Genomic DNA, 19,503 nt, shown 5'->3' with positions numbered 1-19,503 from the left:
TCGTGTCTATATATAGTATATGTAATATATTCGGTATACTATATATACACAATTTATCATATGTCTAATCTAAAAGCAAGAAATTATTTTTATTTTAATCCTTTAGTCTTATGGAATATTTATTATCTCTTTTATTATACTTCCAATTTTATATGATTATCTATATAATAGATTAAAGTAGTAATATAATATTGGGGGGATACAGATGAATAAATTAAAATTTTTGATGGTTGATTTACCAGAGGATGTGAACAGATTAGTAGCATTTGGTGATTTCTCTAAAGCTCTAGAATTGATAGATCTATATATGACAAGAAATATCCCAAAGATACTAACGGATAGACTAACCTTTGAAAAAGATAGAATTAGAAGATTCAAGCAAGATTATATATATTCCTTTGATAAGGCATTGACTTTAGCTCAAAATCAAATTCAAGATTTTACCAAGGAAGAATTAGAGTCTCTAAAAGATGGAAGATATGCAGATTGGATTTATATAGATGGTAAAGTTACATTTCATAAAAATTTTTTGGAAAATTCTATTAAGGTGCATCCCATTTTAAAAACAAGACTTATTAATCCTGTAGCGGATGATTCTAATATATTAGATAAAACTATAGAAGAAATCATTAACAGGAGAGAGATAAAATACTTTATTCATATTAAAACTGGTTTAAAATTAAAAGATGAATATGCTAGAAATGGTGAAACTATTAGAGTTTATTTACCTATACCTCAAGGTGCTCAGCAAATAAAAAATGTCAATATATTACATACTTCTCATAAACCTAAGGCTATTTCTCATGAAAATCATCCCCAAAGAACTGTCTGTTTTGAGGAAATAGTAAAAGGAGAAGATGAATTTACCGTTGAATATTCCTATGAAAGCCATATTAAATACAAAGATCTATCAGCAGATAGGGTTTCTAAAAATCAGCCTACTTTTTATACTGAAGAATATTTGCCTCATATAAAGTTTACACCTTTATTAATCGAGTTAGCAAAAGAAATAGTTGAAGAGGAAACAAACCCATTGATTAAAGCTAGAAAGATTTATGATTACATTACTCAAAATGTCCAATATTCTTATGTAAGACAATATGCAGCCATAACCAATGTACCTGAATATGCTGCTTACAATTTAAAAGGAGATTGTGGTATTCAAGCTATGTTGTTTATTACCCTCTGTAGAATAATTGGAATACCAGCTAGATGGCAATCTGGTTTAGTTGTCAATCCAAACCGTATAGGTTGCCATGATTGGGCAGAGTTTTATATAGAACCTTATGGATGGGTATTTGCTGATCCATCCTTTGGTGGAGGAGCATTAAGAAGGGGTAATGAAAAGAGATGGAATTTTTATTTTGGAAACCTAGATCCCTTTAGAATGATTGCCAACTCAGAATTTCACTATAACTTCTATCCTGAGAAGAAGTTTTTAAGACAAGATCCTTATGATAATCAGGAGGGAGAAATGGAATATTTGGATAGGCCTGTTTTCTATGATGAGTATGATGTAATACAAGAGATAATTGAGGTAAGGAAAATGGAATAGATATTAGTAAAAACAAGACAAGAGAACCGTCCCCTTGTCTTGTTTTTAGTCCCCTTGTCTTATTTAAACATTTTGCCAATCTATATGTTCGTTCAATATCTTTACAAATTTAGTAAAATAGTCTTTCTCTAATTCTGTAAATCTTCCTTTTTCCGGACTATCTAAATCTAAAACTCCATATACTGTGTCGTCTTTTATAATTGGTATAACCAACTCAGAGTTAGAAGCTGCATCGCAAGCAATATGCCCTGGAAATAGATGTACATCAGGAACTAGTTGAATCTTCCTTGTTTTAACCGCTGTGCCACATACTCCTTTCCCTATTTCTATCCTATTACAAGCTGGTAGCCCTTGGAAGGGTCCTAATACCAATTCATCTTCCCTTAATATATAGAATCCTGCCCAATTTAACCTATCTATACAAGCCATAATAATACCCGTAGCGTTGGATATATTTGCTAAATCATTTTTTTCAGAGCTTAACTGAGATTTTAAGAGAAGGTTCATGTATTTTAATCTTTCTTCCTCATTCATATCTTTAATAGAATCTAATTTAAACATAATAATTCTCCTTATTCTTCAATAATTATAATTTTCTTTGCAATTCCCTGTACCGGATAGGATTCTGCTACAGCTCCATCAAAAATGACTTCCACTGTCAGCCCTTCCTCTATATCTTCTATTGTTACCTCTTCATCCCCTTTGAAAATTTCAGTATCATTAGTTATTGTAATATGAGCACTGTCATACATTGTATCATCATGAACTTCTCCTTCTACTAAAATACTTTGAACTAATAAACTATCCTCATCAGTATAAATTTCCTTTATTTCCCCTCTTATACCAATGGATTCCGTTGATTCTTTCACACAAGCAGTAGTATTCAAAATTATGGAAAAGATTAATAATATTAAAAGTATTTTTTTCATAAAGATAAATATACCTCCATCTCTCTATATACTATTTTGGGAAACTTAAATCTTTTTTAAACTCTTCTATTGTATCTTCTAGTAATTCATAGTCAACTACATACCCAAATTTATCATTATTCTTATCCATCTTTATCACCTTTGAAGTGAGAAAATTGTTTATATGATAGGAAATAGTTGCACTTGACACTCCTAAAGTTTTGGCAATTACTTTGGTAGAGGTTTCCCCTGCTGCAATTAATTTTAAGACTTCATATCTAGTCTTGTCTCCAAGGTTTTTGAATATTTGTACTCTTTCAAGGGTTTTATTTTCATTTATCTCCTTCATCCTTTTAAAGGCCTCTTCCATTCTCAAGCCCCATGCAGTATAATTAACTTTGCTAGTAGTGACTATTGAAAGGGCGTAGGGATATATTAGGGAAATCAATATATTCATATATTCATCATCTAATAATTTTATATTTACAATTGAATAGGTAATCTCTTCTAATCCTTCTGCCCCTTTTTCGTTTAAAAAATTCACTAAATATTCCCCATAATCCTTTACTTCATCTTCAAAGGAATTATAGATTTCATCAAAAATAGGTAATAATTTTTCCATTAGTTTAACATACATTTCTATATATTTTAAAGGCTCTTCAACTATTAAGAAAAAATTCCATTTAGAACCTGCTTCAATAGGTAATTCCTTAATAAATTCAATCATATCATTATAGTCTAAGCTGATTTCATCAGCCTTTTTCATAGCTTCATCTAAATCGTCGGGATAACCATCGTTTATTAGCATAATGGAATAGATGATACCTCTTTTAACCTCATATTCATCTAAAGATAAGAGCATATTCAGATAATCTTTTTCATCTTTAAAACCAAATATTCCAGTAACCTTTGATATTAAATCTATAAAATCGTAATCACTTAAATATTCCTTCATATAAAATTTCTCTATTTCCTCTGCGAAAGGCTTTAACCTTTCTTCCACTTTGCTAACAAAACTTAGATAATCTTCTATAAGTATTTCTTGATAATTTGTATCCTCTTTTGATTTATCAAATCCCTCCCTATAATATAGTAATCTTGGGAACTGTAAAAAATCGTATAATTTACTCTCCTTTGGATAAAATCTAAATTTCATTTATCACATCTCCCCTTATCCCATCTTCCTGTTCATCCAATTTCATTAAAGCAACTTTATACCTTCTAACTGCAACAATTAATATTAACCCGCTTATTGCAATTACATAACTTGGTGATATTATATCATAAAGATAGCCGAAAAGCATTTGTCCTATTGGAATAAATACAGTAACTGCTAAATTAAATACGGTAGATGTTCTACCCATCAACTGGATAGGAGTTACCTGGTTAAATATAGTACCCATAGTGATATTAGCTATTGTCGCAAATACCCCAACCATAAAAGAAATTATTGATAAAAGAATATATGGTATTAAATTGGATTTGAAACTACCTAATATAGCCTTAGATGGAATTACTGCCATAATCAATATGGATAATGCAATTGAAATAAAACTCAAATAACATAATCTACCTACTTTTACTTTCTTTATATAGCCTGAAGCAAAGATTGGGGCAGCAATCATAGAAGCAGACAAAACCATTTGGAATATTCCAAATTGAAAGTCCGTTGCTTTTAATACTTCCTTAATAATAAATATTAACCCTACTGAAAAAACTGGTGCAACAACAAAATTGATAATAGTTCCTAAGGATATCATCGTAGAAATAAATTTATTTCCCTTAATAATATTTATGCCTTCCATTAAGTCCGTTTTAAATGCCTTCATACTGATTTTTTCTGGCTTTTTATGCTTTTTAGGAATGTTTATAAACATTTCACTAATAGCTGATATCAAAAAGCTAATGGAATTAATTATCATAACTACTTTTAATCCGAATGTTCCATAAACAACAGCTCCAATTACTGGAGACAGTAACTGACCTATATTCATAACTAGGGAGTTGAAAGAATTTGCCTCCAATAATTCTTCTTTATCTACCATGCTAGGTATAACAGCAGACATGGCCGAACCAAAGAATATTTCTGTAATTTCCAAAAGAATAACCAACACATATATCATAGGTATAGTTATACTTCCTTTTAAAGAAAAAACAGCTGCATATATGCCAATTATTATGAAGTTTAATAAATCCAGTAATACTATAGTTTTTTTCCTATCAAACCAATCCCCAAATACTCCAGCAATAGGCGATAATAGTAGCCTAGGAAGAATTGATATGGATAGAATAGATGCAAATATGGTTGCAGACCCAGTCAGTTCAAGGACGTATAAAGATAGAGCAAACTGTTGCATATTACTTCCAAGTAAGGATACCAACTTCCCTAATATCAATAAAGAGAAATCTTTTCGTTTGATAAGTTTTATATTCATAATATAACCTCCGTATTATTAGTTGATTATATTATATATTGATATGTGTTGTATGTCAATATATAAATTTGATGTTTGTCTAATTGTTAGTCAGGGGTTGAAACTTTTATAATTGTATTTTTTGTCTGGGAAGTATGCTTTCCTATTCCTAGGCAATAAAAAAGAGCCGCATATTTCATTGCGACCCAAATTCATAAACTTAAATATTTCCCTTTAATCCAATTTCCTCTGCTACTTTTTGCATTCCTTTAATGGTTTCAGCTATTACTGAATTTAATTCCATACCCAACATTTCTGCACCTTTTTCTATGATAGATCTATCCACCCCTGCTGCAAAACTACTTTGATTCCATTTTTTCTTTACGGATTTTGGCTTCATATCTAAAACGCTTTTACTTGGTCTTACTAAAGCTGTAGCAGCTATTAATCCCGTTAATTCATCAACTGTATATAATACCTTGTCTATTGTCTCCACAGGCTCTACATCGGTACATATCCCCCATCCATGACTAATAATAGTTCTTATATATTCTTCTGGCCAATTTCTTTCAGTTAATATTTCTTTAGTCTTAATACAATGTTCTTCTGGATACATTTCATAATCCAAGTCATGAATAAGGCCTATTACAGCCCATTTTTCTTTATCTTCTTCTCCTAACAATTCTGCAAAATGAATCATAACCCCTTCCACTGCTAAAGCATGTTTTATTAGGCTTTCATTTTTATTATACTCCTTTAATAATTCAAAAGCCTCTTCTCTAGTTGGAATATATTTACTCATATTAATTAACACCCCTTGTGCAAAGATATTTAAATCAAATATAAGGCTTTTCTACCATAATGTCAAGAAAAACCCATGCTATAACATCCTTTTTGTCTCCTTTGTATGCAAATATTTATCCGTAATGAATATTAAAGCTAATGCAATAACCCCTAATAATATATCTGCCATATTTGCACTGCTGACCAACATCTTTCTTGCTATAGCGTATAATATAACTTGCAAAACTTTCCCTGGAGTATGGCTTATTAGCATTATGGCCAACTCTAAGCCTACTACCAATAAAAGGGTATGAGATAAAAATCCTTGTAATATCTCATAGCTGGCATTTGCTTCTGTTATAAATACATTAATCCCTAGTACTATTAAATCTTTAATGCTTAATATAACAGTAAATATTATTAACAGAGCTAATAAAACTTCTATTATGATTGTAAACTTTTCTATTAGTAGTTTTATGTTTTTTAACTTTTCTTCAAATTTATTAATCATTCACTTCTTCTCCCAGAGTTTATTTGCCAATCATCATATTTAAGTCCATTAAATTTTGTTGAAGTAAAATCAATATATTTTTAAGAGAATCATATTCCTTTTCTAATAATTTTCGATCTGTTAATTTGTCCTTTCTAGCGTTTAATGATTGGAATTGATTGTATATATATTCTAAATCCCTTATTATATTTTCTTCTAAATCTAAAGGCTCTTTTGCTACTCTTTTAGTTAATTCTATACTTTGTTTCTCTATATTAAATTTATCTCCTATATTTGGTATTATGGTTTCGATATTGAATTCTTCTTCTATTAAATTAGATAAAGTATTAGAAGACTTTTCTTCACCATGGACAACAAAAATCTTTTCTGGTTTCATTTTAAATTTTCTTATCCAATCAATGAGCATAGTTTGATCTGCATGACCAGAAAAACCTTCTAAATCATAAACTTCAGCTTTCACAGCTACTTCTTCTCCCAATATTTTTACCTTTTTTGCACCATTTAATATTATTCTTCCTAATGTACCTTCTGCTTGATAACCTACAAATACTAAACTATTTTTCCCATCCCATAGATTATGTTTCAAATGGTGTCTAACTCTACCTGCTGTTGCCATACCACTAGAAGAGATTATTACCTTAGGAAATTTATACTTATTTAATGCCATAGATTCTTTTTGGTCTTTAATATATCTTAAATTAGGGAACTGGAATGGATTATCTCCCTTTAGAATAAGCTCTTTTGCCTCATCATCAAAACTACTAGAATTGACCTGAAAAGCTTCTGTAGCCATTACAGCCATAGGACTGTCTACATAAATTGGAATCTTCATGTATTCTTCTATCTCTTCATTGTATTCATAGTACTTATTTAGTTTATAAATCAATTCCTGTGTTCTACCTACAGCAAAAGAAGGTATGATTACCGTACCACCTCTAACTACAGTTTTATTTATTATATCTACTAATTTTTCAGTACTTCGATTAAATTCTTCATGTATCCTATCTCCATAAGTTGACTCTATTATTAAATAATCAGCCTCATCTACATATTCTGGGTCTTTGATTATAGGCCTGTTAGGCATTCCCAAATCTCCAGAAAATACAACTTTTACATAATCTCCCTTATCCCTAATCCATAACTCTATAATAGATGAACCTAGCATATGTCCTGCATCTTTAAAGGTTAACTGGATATCCTCGTTGACAATTATCTTTTGGTCATATAGATAGGTTTCAAAAAACTTTAGACTAATCTCAGCTTCTTCAATAGTATATAATGGTTCAATTGGTTTTTTCCCAGCTCTTTGTCTTTTTCTATTTTCCCATTCTACATCTGCTTCTTGAATTTTAGCTGAATCCATAAGCATTATCTTGCATAAATCATAGGTTGGTTTTGTTGATATTATTCTGCCTTTAAAACCATCTTTTATTAGTTTAGGAATCCTTCCACTATGATCTATGTGAGCATGAGATAATATTAGATAATCTATCTCTGATGGATTATAAGTAAAAGGTTCAAAATTTAATCTTTCTAGTTCTTCACTTCCTTGAAACATACCACAGTCTATAAGAATCTTGTATTTATCTGTAGTAAGTAGATAATTTGAACCAGTGACTACCTTTGCAGCACCACAAAATTGAACGTCCACAAAAACGCCTCCCCATTATTGAATATACTAATAATATATCAATTTATATTGGTTTTTTCAATATTTAAAAAATTCGATATTCTATAATCAATGATATTTGGAAGGTTTGTTTTTCTTTGTATTATTCCTTTTGAAGATTGAAAAAGGAACTTTATAATTTATTAATAAAGTTCCCCTTAAAAGATTATTTGTTTTATTCTATAATTGATAAATATGAGTTTTTTTATTTGATTAATCATTCCATAATATTTCAAATTAATCTTTTACTATGCTTTTTGTACTTTTTTATGCTTATATGAATATATTGCATAACCTATTGTACTAAAGGAACATAATGGCACGACAAGCCAGGTTGGTAGTACTCCTATTACTATTACCAAAAATGCTGAGACTACCATTCCGAAGATTCCATACTTTGGATACTTTACTGCAAACAAAGAAAATAATGCTCCAAAAATTGCTGGTAATACATAGTCAAAAGCCTTTATTACTACTGGTGGGAAGTATGAAATTAAAGCATTGCCTGCTAGAGCAGCAATTGTTACTACTACTAAATTTGTTATTATAGATCCAGCTATACCCAATGTTGCAACCAATTCACCTTCGTTGGTTCCTGGTTCAGCGCCTATAACTTCTTGAGCAACTACAGCACAAGGTACTCTTACATTTGCAATATTACCAGATAGAAAAGACATATATGTTCCTGACATTCCTAAAATAGGAAAGTATGAAATTGGAGTGGCAAAATATTCAACTCCATATATAGAGGCAATCATGAACCAAGCTGTAAATATTGTCTTAACTGGCGGAATTGCTCCATATCTAATCCAAAGGTATATTGCAGGTAGTAAACATAATGGAATTGCTGCTAATAATGTCCAACGTCCAGTTTTTATTATTTTATTTGTAAATACCTCTTCATATGAGTTTAAATTATCTTTTTCCAATGTTATCCCTCCTTAACCATTAAATTAAAACAGCTATAAACATTCCAACTATCATTGATATTCCTAAATTATATTCTTTAAGTTTTGGTAATTTATCTGATACCTTATCAAGTATAATCATCGCAATTGCAGCTACTAATGCTGCCACAAATCTATCAAAACCTGCTTTTGAATTACTCATTACTAAATATGAAGCTGTTCCTAATATGGCTGCACCACAAATTTGCCCCATTAGTACTGTATCTCCACCTGCTACCTTATCTTGTAATCTATCTAATTTATGAGTAAATAATCCGCAGAATATTAACCATCCACAACCATTTAATGTCATGGTCCATACTGATGAAGCAAAAGCTGTTACGTCGTATTCAGGAGAACCAAATTCAACCCCCATAGCCTTAGCACCAATAGTTGATGCTGTTAATTCCGTTGGCGCTGCTCCTATAAAGGATAATCTTAACCATGTAACTGGTCCACCTATAACTGCCATCATGGCAATCATAACAACAAATACTGAAAGGGAAGGCCCTATAGCAGATACTGCTCCAACTTTAAAAGCTTTTCTGCACTGCTCTTTTGTTAAGCTTGTTGTCCTAGAAGCATTAAATGCTCTTTTTGAAAACAAATAAGCTTGAATTCCAACCATTGCCACTGCAGGTATTGCCATTACCCATAGCATTGGATCATTTGCAATTTCTAAATAGTCTTTCATATTAATTCTCCTTTCTAACTTCACAGTTAGTAGAATTTATATCTAAGGGACACCTTATTAAGCTTAGCTCGTTTGGTGTCCCCTATAATTTTAACTAGATATATATATTGTTAGCAGATTATCTATTATATACGCTACTATCAATACCTTCTAAATATTTAACTACAGTTTCTAATGGTTCAACGTCAGCAAATTTAGCATCCATATCAAATAGGTTCCAAGCAATAACTCCAGGTACTCTATCGCCTACTGTTCCTTCAGGAACTATTGTCTTAAATCCATGTCCTGTTGAGTCCATTACAGTATGTCTAACACATGCACAGGAAGTAGCTCCCATTACTATTACAGTGTCAACTCCTAATTTATATAAAGTTTGAGCTAAATGTGTTCCAAAGAAGTTACTAGCATATTTTTTGTGAATAACTGGTTCTTCTGGTCTTGGTTTTAACTTAGGATCAATTTCCATCCATTCTGAGTTAATATCTAATGTATGCATAGGAATTTTTTCGTCCCATCTTGGTAAATCCCATTGTTCTTTTCCTACATAACCAGTAGTTGTATGGAAAATAGGTACTCCTGATTTTCTTGCAGCTTCTAATACCTTAAGAGCGTTAGCACAAACTTCTTCATTGTTTTCACATGTAAATGGATGGCCATCTGACATCCAAGCTTTTGCCATGTCTACAGTTGTTATAGCAGGAGCTTTACCATAACCCATTCTAGTTTGGAATCCTCTTTCTTTGTAAATCTTTCTTGCTTCTTCAAAAGCCTTTTCTAATAATTCGGTATCAAAATTATATTGTCCACCTTTGTCAACAAATTTTTCGTTTTTCATTTATAAATCCTCCCTTTAATTTTATTTTTCAATACCTTTACACCAATTTGTATAGTGCATTTTTATATTTAGTATTGAACTTCTTGCCCTTATATATAGCAAGTACCGTGCCAACTTTCAAAAAGGGAGAATTTAGCCAAAACAATGTTTTTTTATTTAATTATAGAGTCGCGATTTTGCAACAGTACGTTTTGGTATTTTCTCAACACCTGTTGACTACAAGGTTTTGCAAATTTGCAATCAAGTTATCCACAATCGCAAAATTGCGACTTTTTAATAAAAAATATATCAATCTAAAAAATCCGTATTAATATTATGCTTTTTTATTTTTCTAAATAGAGTAGACGGATGGATATCTAGAGTTTTAGCTGTTTCTTTCACAGAATTATGCTTTCTTAATGCAAAGGTAATAATATTTTTTTCATACATGTCTAACATATAATTTAACCTTGGAGTACAATCACCATTTTCACAAATATATTCTTCCATCACATGTTCCGTTAGTACCCAAGATGGAAGCTGTTCTACAGTTATTTGGTCACTAGGATTTACAATAAAAAGATATTCAACTAAGTTTTCTAATTCTCTTACATTTCCTGGCCATGAATAATTGGTCAATATATGTTCTACCTCAGAAGTAAAAGTAATGTTTTTCTTATATTTTCTATTTAATTTTTCTAAAAAATGTGAAGCAATTTCATTAACATCTTCTTTTCGTTCTCTTAATGGTGGTATTTTGATTGGTAGTACATTCAATCTAAAGAATAAATCTTCTCTAAAACATCCTTCTTTAACTGCTTCACCTAGATTTACATTTGTAGCTGCTAAAACCCTTATATCTATTTTTATAGGCTTTTCAGCCCCTACAGGATGGACCTCCATCTCTTGTAATACCCTTAGCAATTTAGGTTGAACAGATAAGTCTAATTCACCTATTTCATCCAATAATATGGTTCCTCCGTCAGCTAATTCAAACATACCAGTTTTGCCTTGTGAAGAGGCCCCTGTAAATGAGCCTGGAACATATCCAAATAGCTCAGATTCAAATAATTCCGCTGGTATAGCTGAACAATTGACTTTTATAAAAGGTCCATCTTTTCTTGGACTATGTTGATGAATGAACTTTGCTAATACTTCCTTACCAGTACCCGATTCTCCAGTAATCAATACGGTACTATCAAAATCTGATACCTTTGAAGCAAATTTAAGGGTTTCTGCCATTGTTTGGCTTTTATAAATTAATCCCTCACATTTCAATTGTTCTTCTCTGAGTTTTTGCAACTCATCGGAATATTTTTGAGTAAGTTCTTTAGTTTTTTCCAATTCCCTTCTTATGTGTACAAGCTCTGTAATGTTTCTTGTATTACAAACTACTCCTAGAAGTTCCCCATCTTCGTTAAAAATAGGATTTGCAGTAGTTAAGGCAGATTTGCCAGTAACATATTGATGAATAAGTGAAAAAGGTTTTTGATTTTCTAGCACAGAAAGAGAAGCAGCTTTATTGAAAAGCTTTTGTTCTAACAGCATTTTTAAGTTCCTACCTAATAAATCATCTCTTTTTAATCCCGTTGTATTCTCATATGCATGGTTCACATAAAGTACATTTCCTTTATTATCACAAATCAATATCCCATCAGAAGAAGCATTTAATGCTTTTATAAACATCTCTTTATATTGAGGGTCTATTAATTCATCTTTATTCATTAAAGATGCCATAAAAAATTCCTCCTCATAATAGTTTACATAAGCTTGTTACTTTTTAATTTTATAACACACCTTTACCAATTACAAGAAAATATATTTCACTTAATATGTTAATTTAATCATAATATTCCAGCCAAATTAATGCTGATAATTCAAAGCAGTGTAATAGACAATCTACTACACTGCTTTAATTTATACTTATCTAGAATATTCCTGTTATAAAAATTATAACTAATGCCACTGGAATTAATATCTTAACCAATGGACCCCACCAACTAAATACTTTAAACTTTGATGCCCCTATATTTGTTTCTTCCTGATATTTCTCAAATTTCCAAACAAATAAAGTATAGAAAGCTAAAACTAAAGCTCCTAAAGGCATCATAATGTTACCGGAAAGATAATCTGCAAAATCAAAAAAGTTTCTTCCTCCAATTAGAATATCTGACCATGGGCCTTGAGCCATTATAGTTGGGAAACCTACTACAAATATAACTATCAAACTTAACCAAACAGCTTTCTTTCTATCCATCTTAAATAATTCAGTACAAGTCATTACAACAGGTTCTAAATATCCTAATGCAGATGATAGTGCAGCAAAGAATACCAATAAGAAAAACATTCCTCCAAAAATATTCCCAGCTGGTAAATGTGAAAATAAATTTGACATAGTTACAAACAACAAACTTGCTCCAGCATTTGGTTCTAACCCTAATGCAAATATTGCTGGGAATATAACAATACCTGCAATTAATGCTGCTAATGTATCAAACCCAATTATAATAATAGCATCTGTTGGAATATTGCTATCTTTTTTAAGATAACTACCATATATAAATGCACCACCGCTAGCTATACCAATAGAAAAGAAACATTGTCCTAATGCAGCTAATAATACTTGTCCATTTATCTTTGAAAAATCAACTCTTAGATACCATTTTAATCCTTCCATTGCTCCAGGAAGTGTTAGGGACCTAATAGCTAATATGATTAACATAGTAAATAAAGTTGGCATCAAAAACTTACATGCTTTTTCGATACCTTTTTCTAACCCTTTTGATGAGATTAAAGCTACAATAATAACACATGCCAAGGTAGATACTGCTACTAAAACCGTGTTAGAAGTAAAATCTGTGAAAGCTTGTGTATAGCCTTCTGCTGTCAATCCGCTTAATGAACCGGAAACCATCTTAAATAAATATGCTAAAAGCCATCCCATAATTTGCATATAATAAGTTAAAATTACGAATGCAGAAAGTACCCCTAGCCATCCAAAGGCTACCCAAATACTTCCTTTTTTAGTTAAAGACCTCATACCTTCTACAGGGTTTAATTGAGTTTTACGGCCTAAGCTCATTTCCATTGTAAATAGAGGAATACCAATTAATAAACAGATTATCAAATATACAAATACGAATGCACCGCCACCATTAACTCCTGTTAAATAAGGGAATCTCCATATATTCCCAAGTCCAATTGAAAAACCTGCAGCTGCCATAATAAAACCAAATCTACTTCCCCAATTTTCTCTTTTTTCCATATTCTACACTCCTCAACTTTATTTTTTAGTTCCGTTCATTTATACAATAAGTTAAATTTTTAACATAAAACTTAAAAAATAAAAATCTTCTAAATCCGACTCTCCCCAAAGGAGAGGTGAAGGAAAGAATCGGATTTATCATAAGATTATTTATTTATTGTTATTTTATTTTAATACCGTTCCTCCCAAAGGAGAGGTGAAGGAAGGGAGTGGTCTAAAATAAAAACTTTATTCAAATTGTGTCGGTTCAGAAACTTCTGTACTTAGAGCATTTAAAGCTTTTTTAACCATTCTACGCCTTAATTCTAATTCCTCTTCAGCTGGAAGATCTGGATTTCCAACTGGATGAGGTATTGCAACAGTTGGAACTATTCTATTTGCTCCTACAGATTCTGAAATAGTGGTGATTGTAGCCATATGAACAATAGGTATGCCATACCTTTCAATTTCTTTTACCATCGTTGCACCGCAACGTGTACAGGTGCCTCAGGTTGAAGTTAAAATAACACCATCTACTCCAGCTTCTTTTAATTCCTTACCTATTTCAGTACCAAATTTAACTGAATTTCCAACAGATGTTCCAGTACCTGTAGTTGTATAGAAGTATTCAAATACCTTTCCTATAAAACCTTCTTTTTCGAATTCTTTCAACATATCTAATGGTGCTACCCTATCTGGCAATGCATTAGCATATACTGGGTCAAATCCACCATGGATTGTACAATATTCTCCAGTAAGTGAATCTCTTTTACTTACATCATATTTACCCCATTTTTGAGCACTTGCTGATTGGATTCTATCTGGATTTCCTAAAGGAACCATACCACCACTAGTAACTAATGCAATAGTTGCTTTACTTAAATCTTTTATTGGTGCAGCAGGTTCTACAGTGTCAAATACTGGCATTGGCAATTCTGTTTGAAATTCTTCATCATTTAAACGAGCCAATAACATTTCTACTGCTCTCTGAGATCCTCTTTTATCTACAAAGACTGTAAGCCTTTTACCTTGTGGAATATAGCCTTCTTCTTCTGGTAATCCTAATGCTTCTCCCTTTGCAATTTTCTTTACTAGTTTTGCCATAACGGGCAATGCTTTACGCATGCCAGCAGCTGAGTCTATTGTTTCTGCTACAATTGCTACGCTTTTACAAACGTCTAATCCTGGATTTTCTATATACATACCTGAAACTACTGGAATATTTAATTCTTCTACTACAGCTTTTGCAATCTCTGCACAAGCCATTCCATATCTACCAGCATTAAAAGCTGGACCTGTTACAACAATATCCGGATTATTCTCTTTGACAACTTTAAGTATATATTCTAAAGCTTCTTCTTTGTTTTCATTGAAATAGTTGTCCCCACAAATTAATGTTCCAATTACTTCTCCTTCATCTCCTAGTAAGCCATTGAAACCCATTGCTGGTCCTATAATTTCTTCTTTATACATTGGCTCTATTCCTGCTTTATCTTCGCCACCTATTTGCCCAAAAAACTGGTTTACATAGTATAATACCTTAAATTTTTCTGTCATTTTCCATCCTCCTTTCAATATTAATTAATAAAGTTTAGCTGTACAGTAATGATAACCTATTTCTGATGTAGACCCGATTACTGCATTTAATTCACACATTAATGTTCCATCTTCAAGTAATGCTCCATCCCAGCCTCCTGCTAAAGTTGCTATGGATTTAGCATTTCCTATAACTTTTTCAGCTGGTGGTAAAGTAACTACATGGCTTACATTACCTCCTGATACAACAGCTACTGCTTCTTTTGCTGTATCTGCTAAAGGTTGACTCATTCCATCTCTACCTGAACATTCATCTGTGATTAAAACCGTTTTTATTCCTGCATCTTCTAGTCTCTTACAAATCATTAGTAAATCTGAATCAGGATTGCCATAACCTTCCTCTGATACTATGACTCCATCTGCACCAATCATCTTACATAGTTTTGATGTATAATCACATGTTCTAAACTTACCTTCCAAAGTAGTAAGTTCTGGTGTCAATACTACTCCCATAAAGTTTAATGTCTTTCCATGTTGTGCATATAAATCTAATATTACTGAGTTGTTTTGGTGTTGATAAGTTGTAATCTTATCACAGGCAGCAACGCAGTTACCACTAATTACAGCACCATCAAGTTCTTCATTTGGATGTAATAATGTTGGTAATATTTTTTGACTGTTAACACCATAAATATATCCATCATGAAGTAACCCTTGAGAAATTAGCATTTCTACATATAATACTTTTGGCAAATTAGGATATTTTTTAGTTTCCTCAGCATGACTCCCTATTTCATAGGTTAATATTTCATCTGGTTCAACTTCTCTTCCTGCTTCACCTATAAGTTCAGCAGCTTTTAGACCTACTGACCTTACAGTTGCTTCATGAGTATGTGGATCTAATCCTTCAACTGGAGTAATGTCTATTACTAAGTTGAATGTCTTTGAAAAAGGTGTCCATTTTGCACCTTCTCCCCACATATCTATAACGCCTTCTTGAAACCCTACTATATCTCCTACTGTAACTACAGCTGCACCATATAGTACATTTACTTTACCTTCCCCTAATTGAGCCATTTTAGTGGTTACTCCTGGAAATCCATTTCCAGATCCTTCAATTTTTACCCTAGGTTCAATTACGTCTTTAACTGGGATAATTCTTACCTTTTCTCCTGGTCTTGCGATGTCAATTTTTATGTCTTTAACCCTATCATCTTCCATTAATTTTTTAATTAGTTCTTCTTCATTTACCGTTAATACACCATCTTTAACAAAAGTTTCTTTACCAAGTTGGATATCCTTAATATGAATCCTTCTAAGTTCTAGTTTCAAAAAATCACCTCCAAAGTTTTTAAAAGTATTGATTATATTAATAAACTTCTAAGTCTCTAAGCGTGGACTTTAAAAGTTCATTATCAATTAAAGCATAATCATCAGCATGAACCCAATCTACTTTTCTAGCCTTCAAATTTTTCTTATAATTTATAATGCTGTTTTCAATTGTTTCAATATGAGAAGGGTTTATTGTATTGTTCTTCTTTCCAACTAATATGGAACGGTAAGGAGAATATAACATTCTCATGCTAGCACCTAAAGGATGACTAATTAACTCTACACCTTCATAGACCAAATCTCTAACTTTAATTAACACATCCTCAAAAGAACCTTCTACAAAACATATATTTTCAGATTCTTTCACAAGCGGATTATTGGTTACAATTTTATATTTCACGTAATCCCACCTCTCATATAGTTTTTACTCATCATCATGTTTAAAAATAGTAATGCATAATATCCATATTGGTTTTGGTATTTTATAATCCATTTCTTTGTTGATGTGTTTCCTAATTGTATTTTATATGTATTTCATTTGTATTTCAATAGTATATTTAACATTTTTTCATAAAGTTAATCTTTTGTCAATCCCTATTTGCTATTTAATTTTATATTTTCTGCTAGTATGCTATTCTTCATAGGTTTTTTTAAAATTTTTTTCATAAAAAAAAGCCCAGGACATGGGCATTAAATTTCACATTTTTAATTATTTATTATTAGGCTATAATGAAACCTTAGTTCCTTCTAAATCTATACTCAATTCTTTTATATACCATTGTTGGTCTAAAGTATGAAGATAGGATTTTATTTTCTCTATAAAATCCCTATTATCTTCTTCTACAATACACATAATAGTAGGCCCAGCACCGCTTAAATAGGCTCCTAGACTATCCAACTTTTCACATTGTTCTATTATATTAAAGTAATCGGGTATTAGTTTTCCCCGATAGGGTTCATGCAATCTATCCTTAAAGGCATATTTTAGTAAATCAAATCTACCATTAGAAAGAGCTGATATAAGTAAAGATACTTTACTTATATTATTTATACAATCCTTAAATTCTATAATAGTTGGCAATACTTCTCTAGATTCCTTTGTGGATAATGTAAAATCTGATATTAAGGCAATGAATTTTATTCCTCTAGTAACTTCTATTTTATTGTAAATAACCTTGTCTTCTTCCATGAGAGATATTACAAGTCCACCAAATAATGCTGGTGCAATATTGTCAGGATGTCCTTCTATCTTTGTTGCTAATTTTAATACTTCATCTTTCCCTAAGGGACTCCCTGCCAACTCATTAGCTCCTATGACTCCAGCTAAAATACAGGAAGCACTACTTCCCAATCCTCTGGAAATAGGTATATTGGTTTTTGCATCTATACTTATTCCTGTAGGAATATAACCAATTTCCTTAAAGGTTTCCTTCATTGATTTATAGACTAAATTGTTTGTCAAATCATATTCCTTTTTAAGTCCGCTGATTTTCAAGCCTTCTGGAATTTCCTGAAATGTGAATTCATTATATAGATTAAGGGCTAACCCCAAAGTATCAAATCCCGGTCCAAGATTTGCAGTGGTAGCTGGCACTCTTACTTTAACCATAAATTTCACCTACCTTTAGAAATTCCTCTATCATGTTTTTCATATCTTCCTTTGTTGAAATATTTTTATGAACAATAGCCTTATCCTTTAGGGATTTTATATTGTCAGGTATATCTATTCCAGTCTTTTCAGCTAATTCTTCAAGGATAAGAATTTCATTTTTACCTCTTGTATCTATGCCTATAGATGAAGCTACTTTTTCACCAAATTTAAAGGGGCTAGCTGTGGAAGCTATTATGGTTTTGGTCCCATCCTTTGAATCCTCTTTATACTTTTTATATACACTATAAGCCACAGCTGTATGAGGGTCTATTAAGTAATCTCCCTCCATGAAAACATCTCTTATACTTCTGGTAACTTCTTTTTCATCTGCATAATTGGAATAAAACTCACTAGTATCTAAATCCAATATTTCATATTGTCCCTTCTCTGAAAGTTCCTTCATTTTATCCTTTATTAATTCTTCATCCTCTCCAGTTAAATGAAATAATAATCTTTCTAAATTACTAGATATTAGTATATCCATAGAGGGAGAAGAGGTAAGGACTAATTCCCTTCTTTTATCGTATTTACCTTGATCAAAAAATTCTGTTAAAACATTATTATTATTTGAAGCACATATTAATTTATTTATAGGTAGTCCCATATGTTTTCCATAATAGGCTGCAAGTATATTTCCAAAATTTCCCGTAGGTACCACTATATTAATCTTTTCTCCTTTTTCTATTTCTTCTCTTCTAACTAATTCACAATAAGAATAAAAGTAATAGACTATCTGGGGAATTAATCTTCCTATGTTTATGGAATTAGCTGATGAAAGTATATAATCATCCTTTTTTAAATCTTCTTTAAACTTTTCATCATTAAATATTGCCTTAACACCACTTTGGGCCTCGTCAAAGTTTCCCTTTATTCCTACTACAAAGGTATTTTCTCCTTCTTGAGTTATCATTTGAAGTCTTTGAACTCTACTTACACCTTCTTCTGGGAAAAACACTATTATCTTTATCCCTTCTACATCAACAAAGCCTTCTAATGCTGCCTTTCCAGTATCTCCAGATGTGGCTGTTAATATTACTATTTCTTTATCTATTTCTTCTATCTCTTTAGATATTTTTAACAAATGAGGCAATAGGGATAAGGCCATGTCTTTAAAAGCTAAGGTTGGACCATGAAATAATTCTAAGAAATTTACTCCCATTACAGTTTTGATATCCACTATCTCTTTATGGGTAAATTTTGTATCATAGGCCATGTTTACAGCTTTTTGGAGATTGTCTCTACCTAATTGGGGAAAGAACTTTTCTAAAATGTATAAAGCTATTTCTCTATAATCCATATCCATTAAGATGTCTAAATCCTCTATTAAAGGCAAAGATTTAGGCACAAACAAACCACCTTCCATGGATATTCCCTGCAAAATAGCCTGACTTGAATTTACCTTTAATTCTTTATTTCTTGTGCTAATATAATCCATATTCTTCACT

18 protein-coding genes are annotated in these 19,503 nt (G+C 31.5%); 1 reads left to right on the top strand and 17 read right to left on the bottom strand.

Translation table 11 applies throughout. From position 1 onward, the window contains the following. Window positions 1-205 precede the first annotated feature (205 nt). The gene (locus C3E90_RS07660) at window positions 206-1,555 is read left to right on the top strand and encodes a transglutaminase-like domain-containing protein (RefSeq protein WP_236915059.1); all 1,350 of its coding nucleotides are present in this window, start codon (window positions 206-208) and stop codon (window positions 1,553-1,555) included. Window positions 1,556-1,618: 63 nt separating this feature from the next. Here the strand turns inward: C3E90_RS07660 and C3E90_RS07655 are convergent, their stop codons facing one another. The 17 genes from C3E90_RS07655 to thrC form a co-directional block, all read right to left on the bottom strand. Next, window positions 1,619-2,116 carry a GAF domain-containing protein gene (locus tag C3E90_RS07655; protein ID WP_236915058.1) on the bottom strand — a complete coding sequence of 166 codons (498 nt, stop codon included), beginning with the start codon at window positions 2,114-2,116 and terminating at the stop codon, window positions 1,619-1,621. A gap of 11 nt (window positions 2,117-2,127) precedes the next feature. Next, on the bottom strand, window positions 2,128-2,484 hold the full coding sequence (locus tag C3E90_RS07650; RefSeq protein WP_236915057.1) for a DUF3221 domain-containing protein: 357 nt from the start codon (window positions 2,482-2,484) through the stop codon (window positions 2,128-2,130). Between the two features lie 31 nt (window positions 2,485-2,515). Further along, window positions 2,516-3,619 (bottom strand): ArsR/SmtB family transcription factor, encoded by a 1,104-nt coding sequence (locus tag C3E90_RS07645; protein WP_236915056.1) that lies wholly within the window; start codon window positions 3,617-3,619, stop codon window positions 2,516-2,518. After that, window positions 3,609-4,898 (bottom strand): MFS transporter, encoded by a 1,290-nt coding sequence (locus C3E90_RS07640; RefSeq protein WP_236915055.1) that lies wholly within the window; start codon window positions 4,896-4,898, stop codon window positions 3,609-3,611. Before C3E90_RS07640 ends, C3E90_RS07645 begins: the two co-directional genes overlap by 11 nt. A 199-nt stretch (window positions 4,899-5,097) precedes the next feature. Further along, window positions 5,098-5,679 (bottom strand): HDIG domain-containing metalloprotein, encoded by a 582-nt coding sequence (locus tag C3E90_RS07635; RefSeq protein ID WP_236915054.1) that lies wholly within the window; start codon window positions 5,677-5,679, stop codon window positions 5,098-5,100. Between the two features lie 78 nt (window positions 5,680-5,757). Beyond that, a complete protein-coding gene (locus C3E90_RS07630; RefSeq protein ID WP_236915053.1) occupies window positions 5,758-6,171 on the bottom strand; it encodes a hypothetical protein in 414 nt (137 codons plus the stop codon). 19 nt (window positions 6,172-6,190) lie between these two features. Beyond that, on the bottom strand, window positions 6,191-7,822 hold the full coding sequence (locus C3E90_RS07625) for an MBL fold metallo-hydrolase RNA specificity domain-containing protein (protein ID WP_236915052.1): 1,632 nt from the start codon (window positions 7,820-7,822) through the stop codon (window positions 6,191-6,193). A gap of 266 nt (window positions 7,823-8,088) precedes the next feature. Beyond that, on the bottom strand, window positions 8,089-8,769 hold the full coding sequence (locus C3E90_RS07620; RefSeq protein WP_236915051.1) for a hypothetical protein: 681 nt from the start codon (window positions 8,767-8,769) through the stop codon (window positions 8,089-8,091). Window positions 8,770-8,788: 19 nt separating this feature from the next. Continuing rightward, on the bottom strand, window positions 8,789-9,481 hold the full coding sequence (locus C3E90_RS07615; protein WP_236915050.1) for a DUF5058 family protein: 693 nt from the start codon (window positions 9,479-9,481) through the stop codon (window positions 8,789-8,791). A gap of 118 nt (window positions 9,482-9,599) precedes the next feature. Then, window positions 9,600-10,316 (bottom strand): isochorismatase family protein, encoded by a 717-nt coding sequence (locus tag C3E90_RS07610; protein ID WP_236915049.1) that lies wholly within the window; start codon window positions 10,314-10,316, stop codon window positions 9,600-9,602. A 288-nt stretch (window positions 10,317-10,604) separates the two neighbouring features. Further along, entirely contained in the window at window positions 10,605-12,032 is a 1,428-nt protein-coding gene (locus tag C3E90_RS07605; RefSeq protein ID WP_236915048.1) for a sigma-54 interaction domain-containing protein, read from the bottom strand. Between the two features lie 190 nt (window positions 12,033-12,222). Continuing rightward, window positions 12,223-13,560: a sodium-dependent transporter gene (locus C3E90_RS07600; protein ID WP_236915047.1), complete on the bottom strand. Its 1,338-nt coding sequence runs from the start codon at window positions 13,558-13,560 to the stop codon at window positions 12,223-12,225. Window positions 13,561-13,788: 228 nt separating this feature from the next. Beyond that, the gene (locus C3E90_RS07595; RefSeq protein WP_236915046.1) at window positions 13,789-15,096 is read right to left on the bottom strand and encodes a glycine/betaine/sarcosine/D-proline family reductase selenoprotein B; all 1,308 of its coding nucleotides are present in this window, start codon (window positions 15,094-15,096) and stop codon (window positions 13,789-13,791) included. Window positions 15,097-15,120: 24 nt separating this feature from the next. Further along, a complete protein-coding gene (locus C3E90_RS07590; RefSeq protein ID WP_236915045.1) occupies window positions 15,121-16,407 on the bottom strand; it encodes a glycine/sarcosine/betaine reductase component B subunit in 1,287 nt (428 codons plus the stop codon). A 37-nt stretch (window positions 16,408-16,444) separates the two neighbouring features. Further along, complete coding sequence (locus C3E90_RS07585) at window positions 16,445-16,807, bottom strand: GrdX family protein (protein ID WP_236915044.1); 363 nt, start codon at window positions 16,805-16,807, stop codon at window positions 16,445-16,447. A gap of 324 nt (window positions 16,808-17,131) precedes the next feature. After that, window positions 17,132-18,016 (bottom strand): homoserine kinase, encoded by an 885-nt coding sequence (thrB, locus tag C3E90_RS07580; RefSeq protein WP_236915043.1) that lies wholly within the window; start codon window positions 18,014-18,016, stop codon window positions 17,132-17,134. Further along, window positions 18,009-19,493 (bottom strand): threonine synthase, encoded by a 1,485-nt coding sequence (thrC, locus tag C3E90_RS07575; protein ID WP_236915042.1) that lies wholly within the window; start codon window positions 19,491-19,493, stop codon window positions 18,009-18,011. Before thrC ends, thrB begins: the two co-directional genes overlap by 8 nt. Between the last annotated feature and the right edge of the window lie 10 nt (window positions 19,494-19,503).

It is taken from the genome of Clostridium sp. Cult2, assembly GCF_021655075.1.
Taxonomy (GTDB): domain Bacteria; phylum Bacillota; class Clostridia; order Tissierellales; family Tepidimicrobiaceae; genus Schnuerera.
The sequence above is the reverse complement of the archived record's forward strand: the minus strand, read 5'-3'. Positions and strand labels throughout refer to the sequence as shown.

What these genes read in the sequence shown, in the direction of transcription:
- C3E90_RS07660 (WP_236915059.1), top strand. Translation starts at nt 206, where the DNA reads ATGAATAAATTAAAATTTTTGATGGTTGATTTACCAGAGGATGTGAAC.
- C3E90_RS07610 (WP_236915049.1), bottom strand. Translation starts at nt 10,316, where the DNA reads ATGAAAAACGAAAAATTTGTTGACAAAGGTGGACAATATAATTTTGAT.
- C3E90_RS07640 (WP_236915055.1), bottom strand. Translation starts at nt 4,898, where the DNA reads ATGAATATAAAACTTATCAAACGAAAAGATTTCTCTTTATTGATATTA.
- C3E90_RS07600 (WP_236915047.1), bottom strand. Translation starts at nt 13,560, where the DNA reads ATGGAAAAAAGAGAAAATTGGGGAAGTAGATTTGGTTTTATTATGGCA.
- C3E90_RS07635 (WP_236915054.1), bottom strand. Translation starts at nt 5,679, where the DNA reads ATGAGTAAATATATTCCAACTAGAGAAGAGGCTTTTGAATTATTAAAG.
- C3E90_RS07605 (WP_236915048.1), bottom strand. Translation starts at nt 12,032, where the DNA reads ATGGCATCTTTAATGAATAAAGATGAATTAATAGACCCTCAATATAAA.
- C3E90_RS07630 (WP_236915053.1), bottom strand. Translation starts at nt 6,171, where the DNA reads ATGATTAATAAATTTGAAGAAAAGTTAAAAAACATAAAACTACTAATA.
- C3E90_RS07655 (WP_236915058.1), bottom strand. Translation starts at nt 2,116, where the DNA reads ATGTTTAAATTAGATTCTATTAAAGATATGAATGAGGAAGAAAGATTA.
- thrB (WP_236915043.1), bottom strand. Translation starts at nt 18,016, where the DNA reads ATGGTTAAAGTAAGAGTGCCAGCTACCACTGCAAATCTTGGACCGGGA.
- thrC (WP_236915042.1), bottom strand. Translation starts at nt 19,493, where the DNA reads ATGGATTATATTAGCACAAGAAATAAAGAATTAAAGGTAAATTCAAGT.
- C3E90_RS07645 (WP_236915056.1), bottom strand. Translation starts at nt 3,619, where the DNA reads ATGAAATTTAGATTTTATCCAAAGGAGAGTAAATTATACGATTTTTTA.
- C3E90_RS07615 (WP_236915050.1), bottom strand. Translation starts at nt 9,481, where the DNA reads ATGAAAGACTATTTAGAAATTGCAAATGATCCAATGCTATGGGTAATG.
- C3E90_RS07650 (WP_236915057.1), bottom strand. Translation starts at nt 2,484, where the DNA reads ATGAAAAAAATACTTTTAATATTATTAATCTTTTCCATAATTTTGAAT.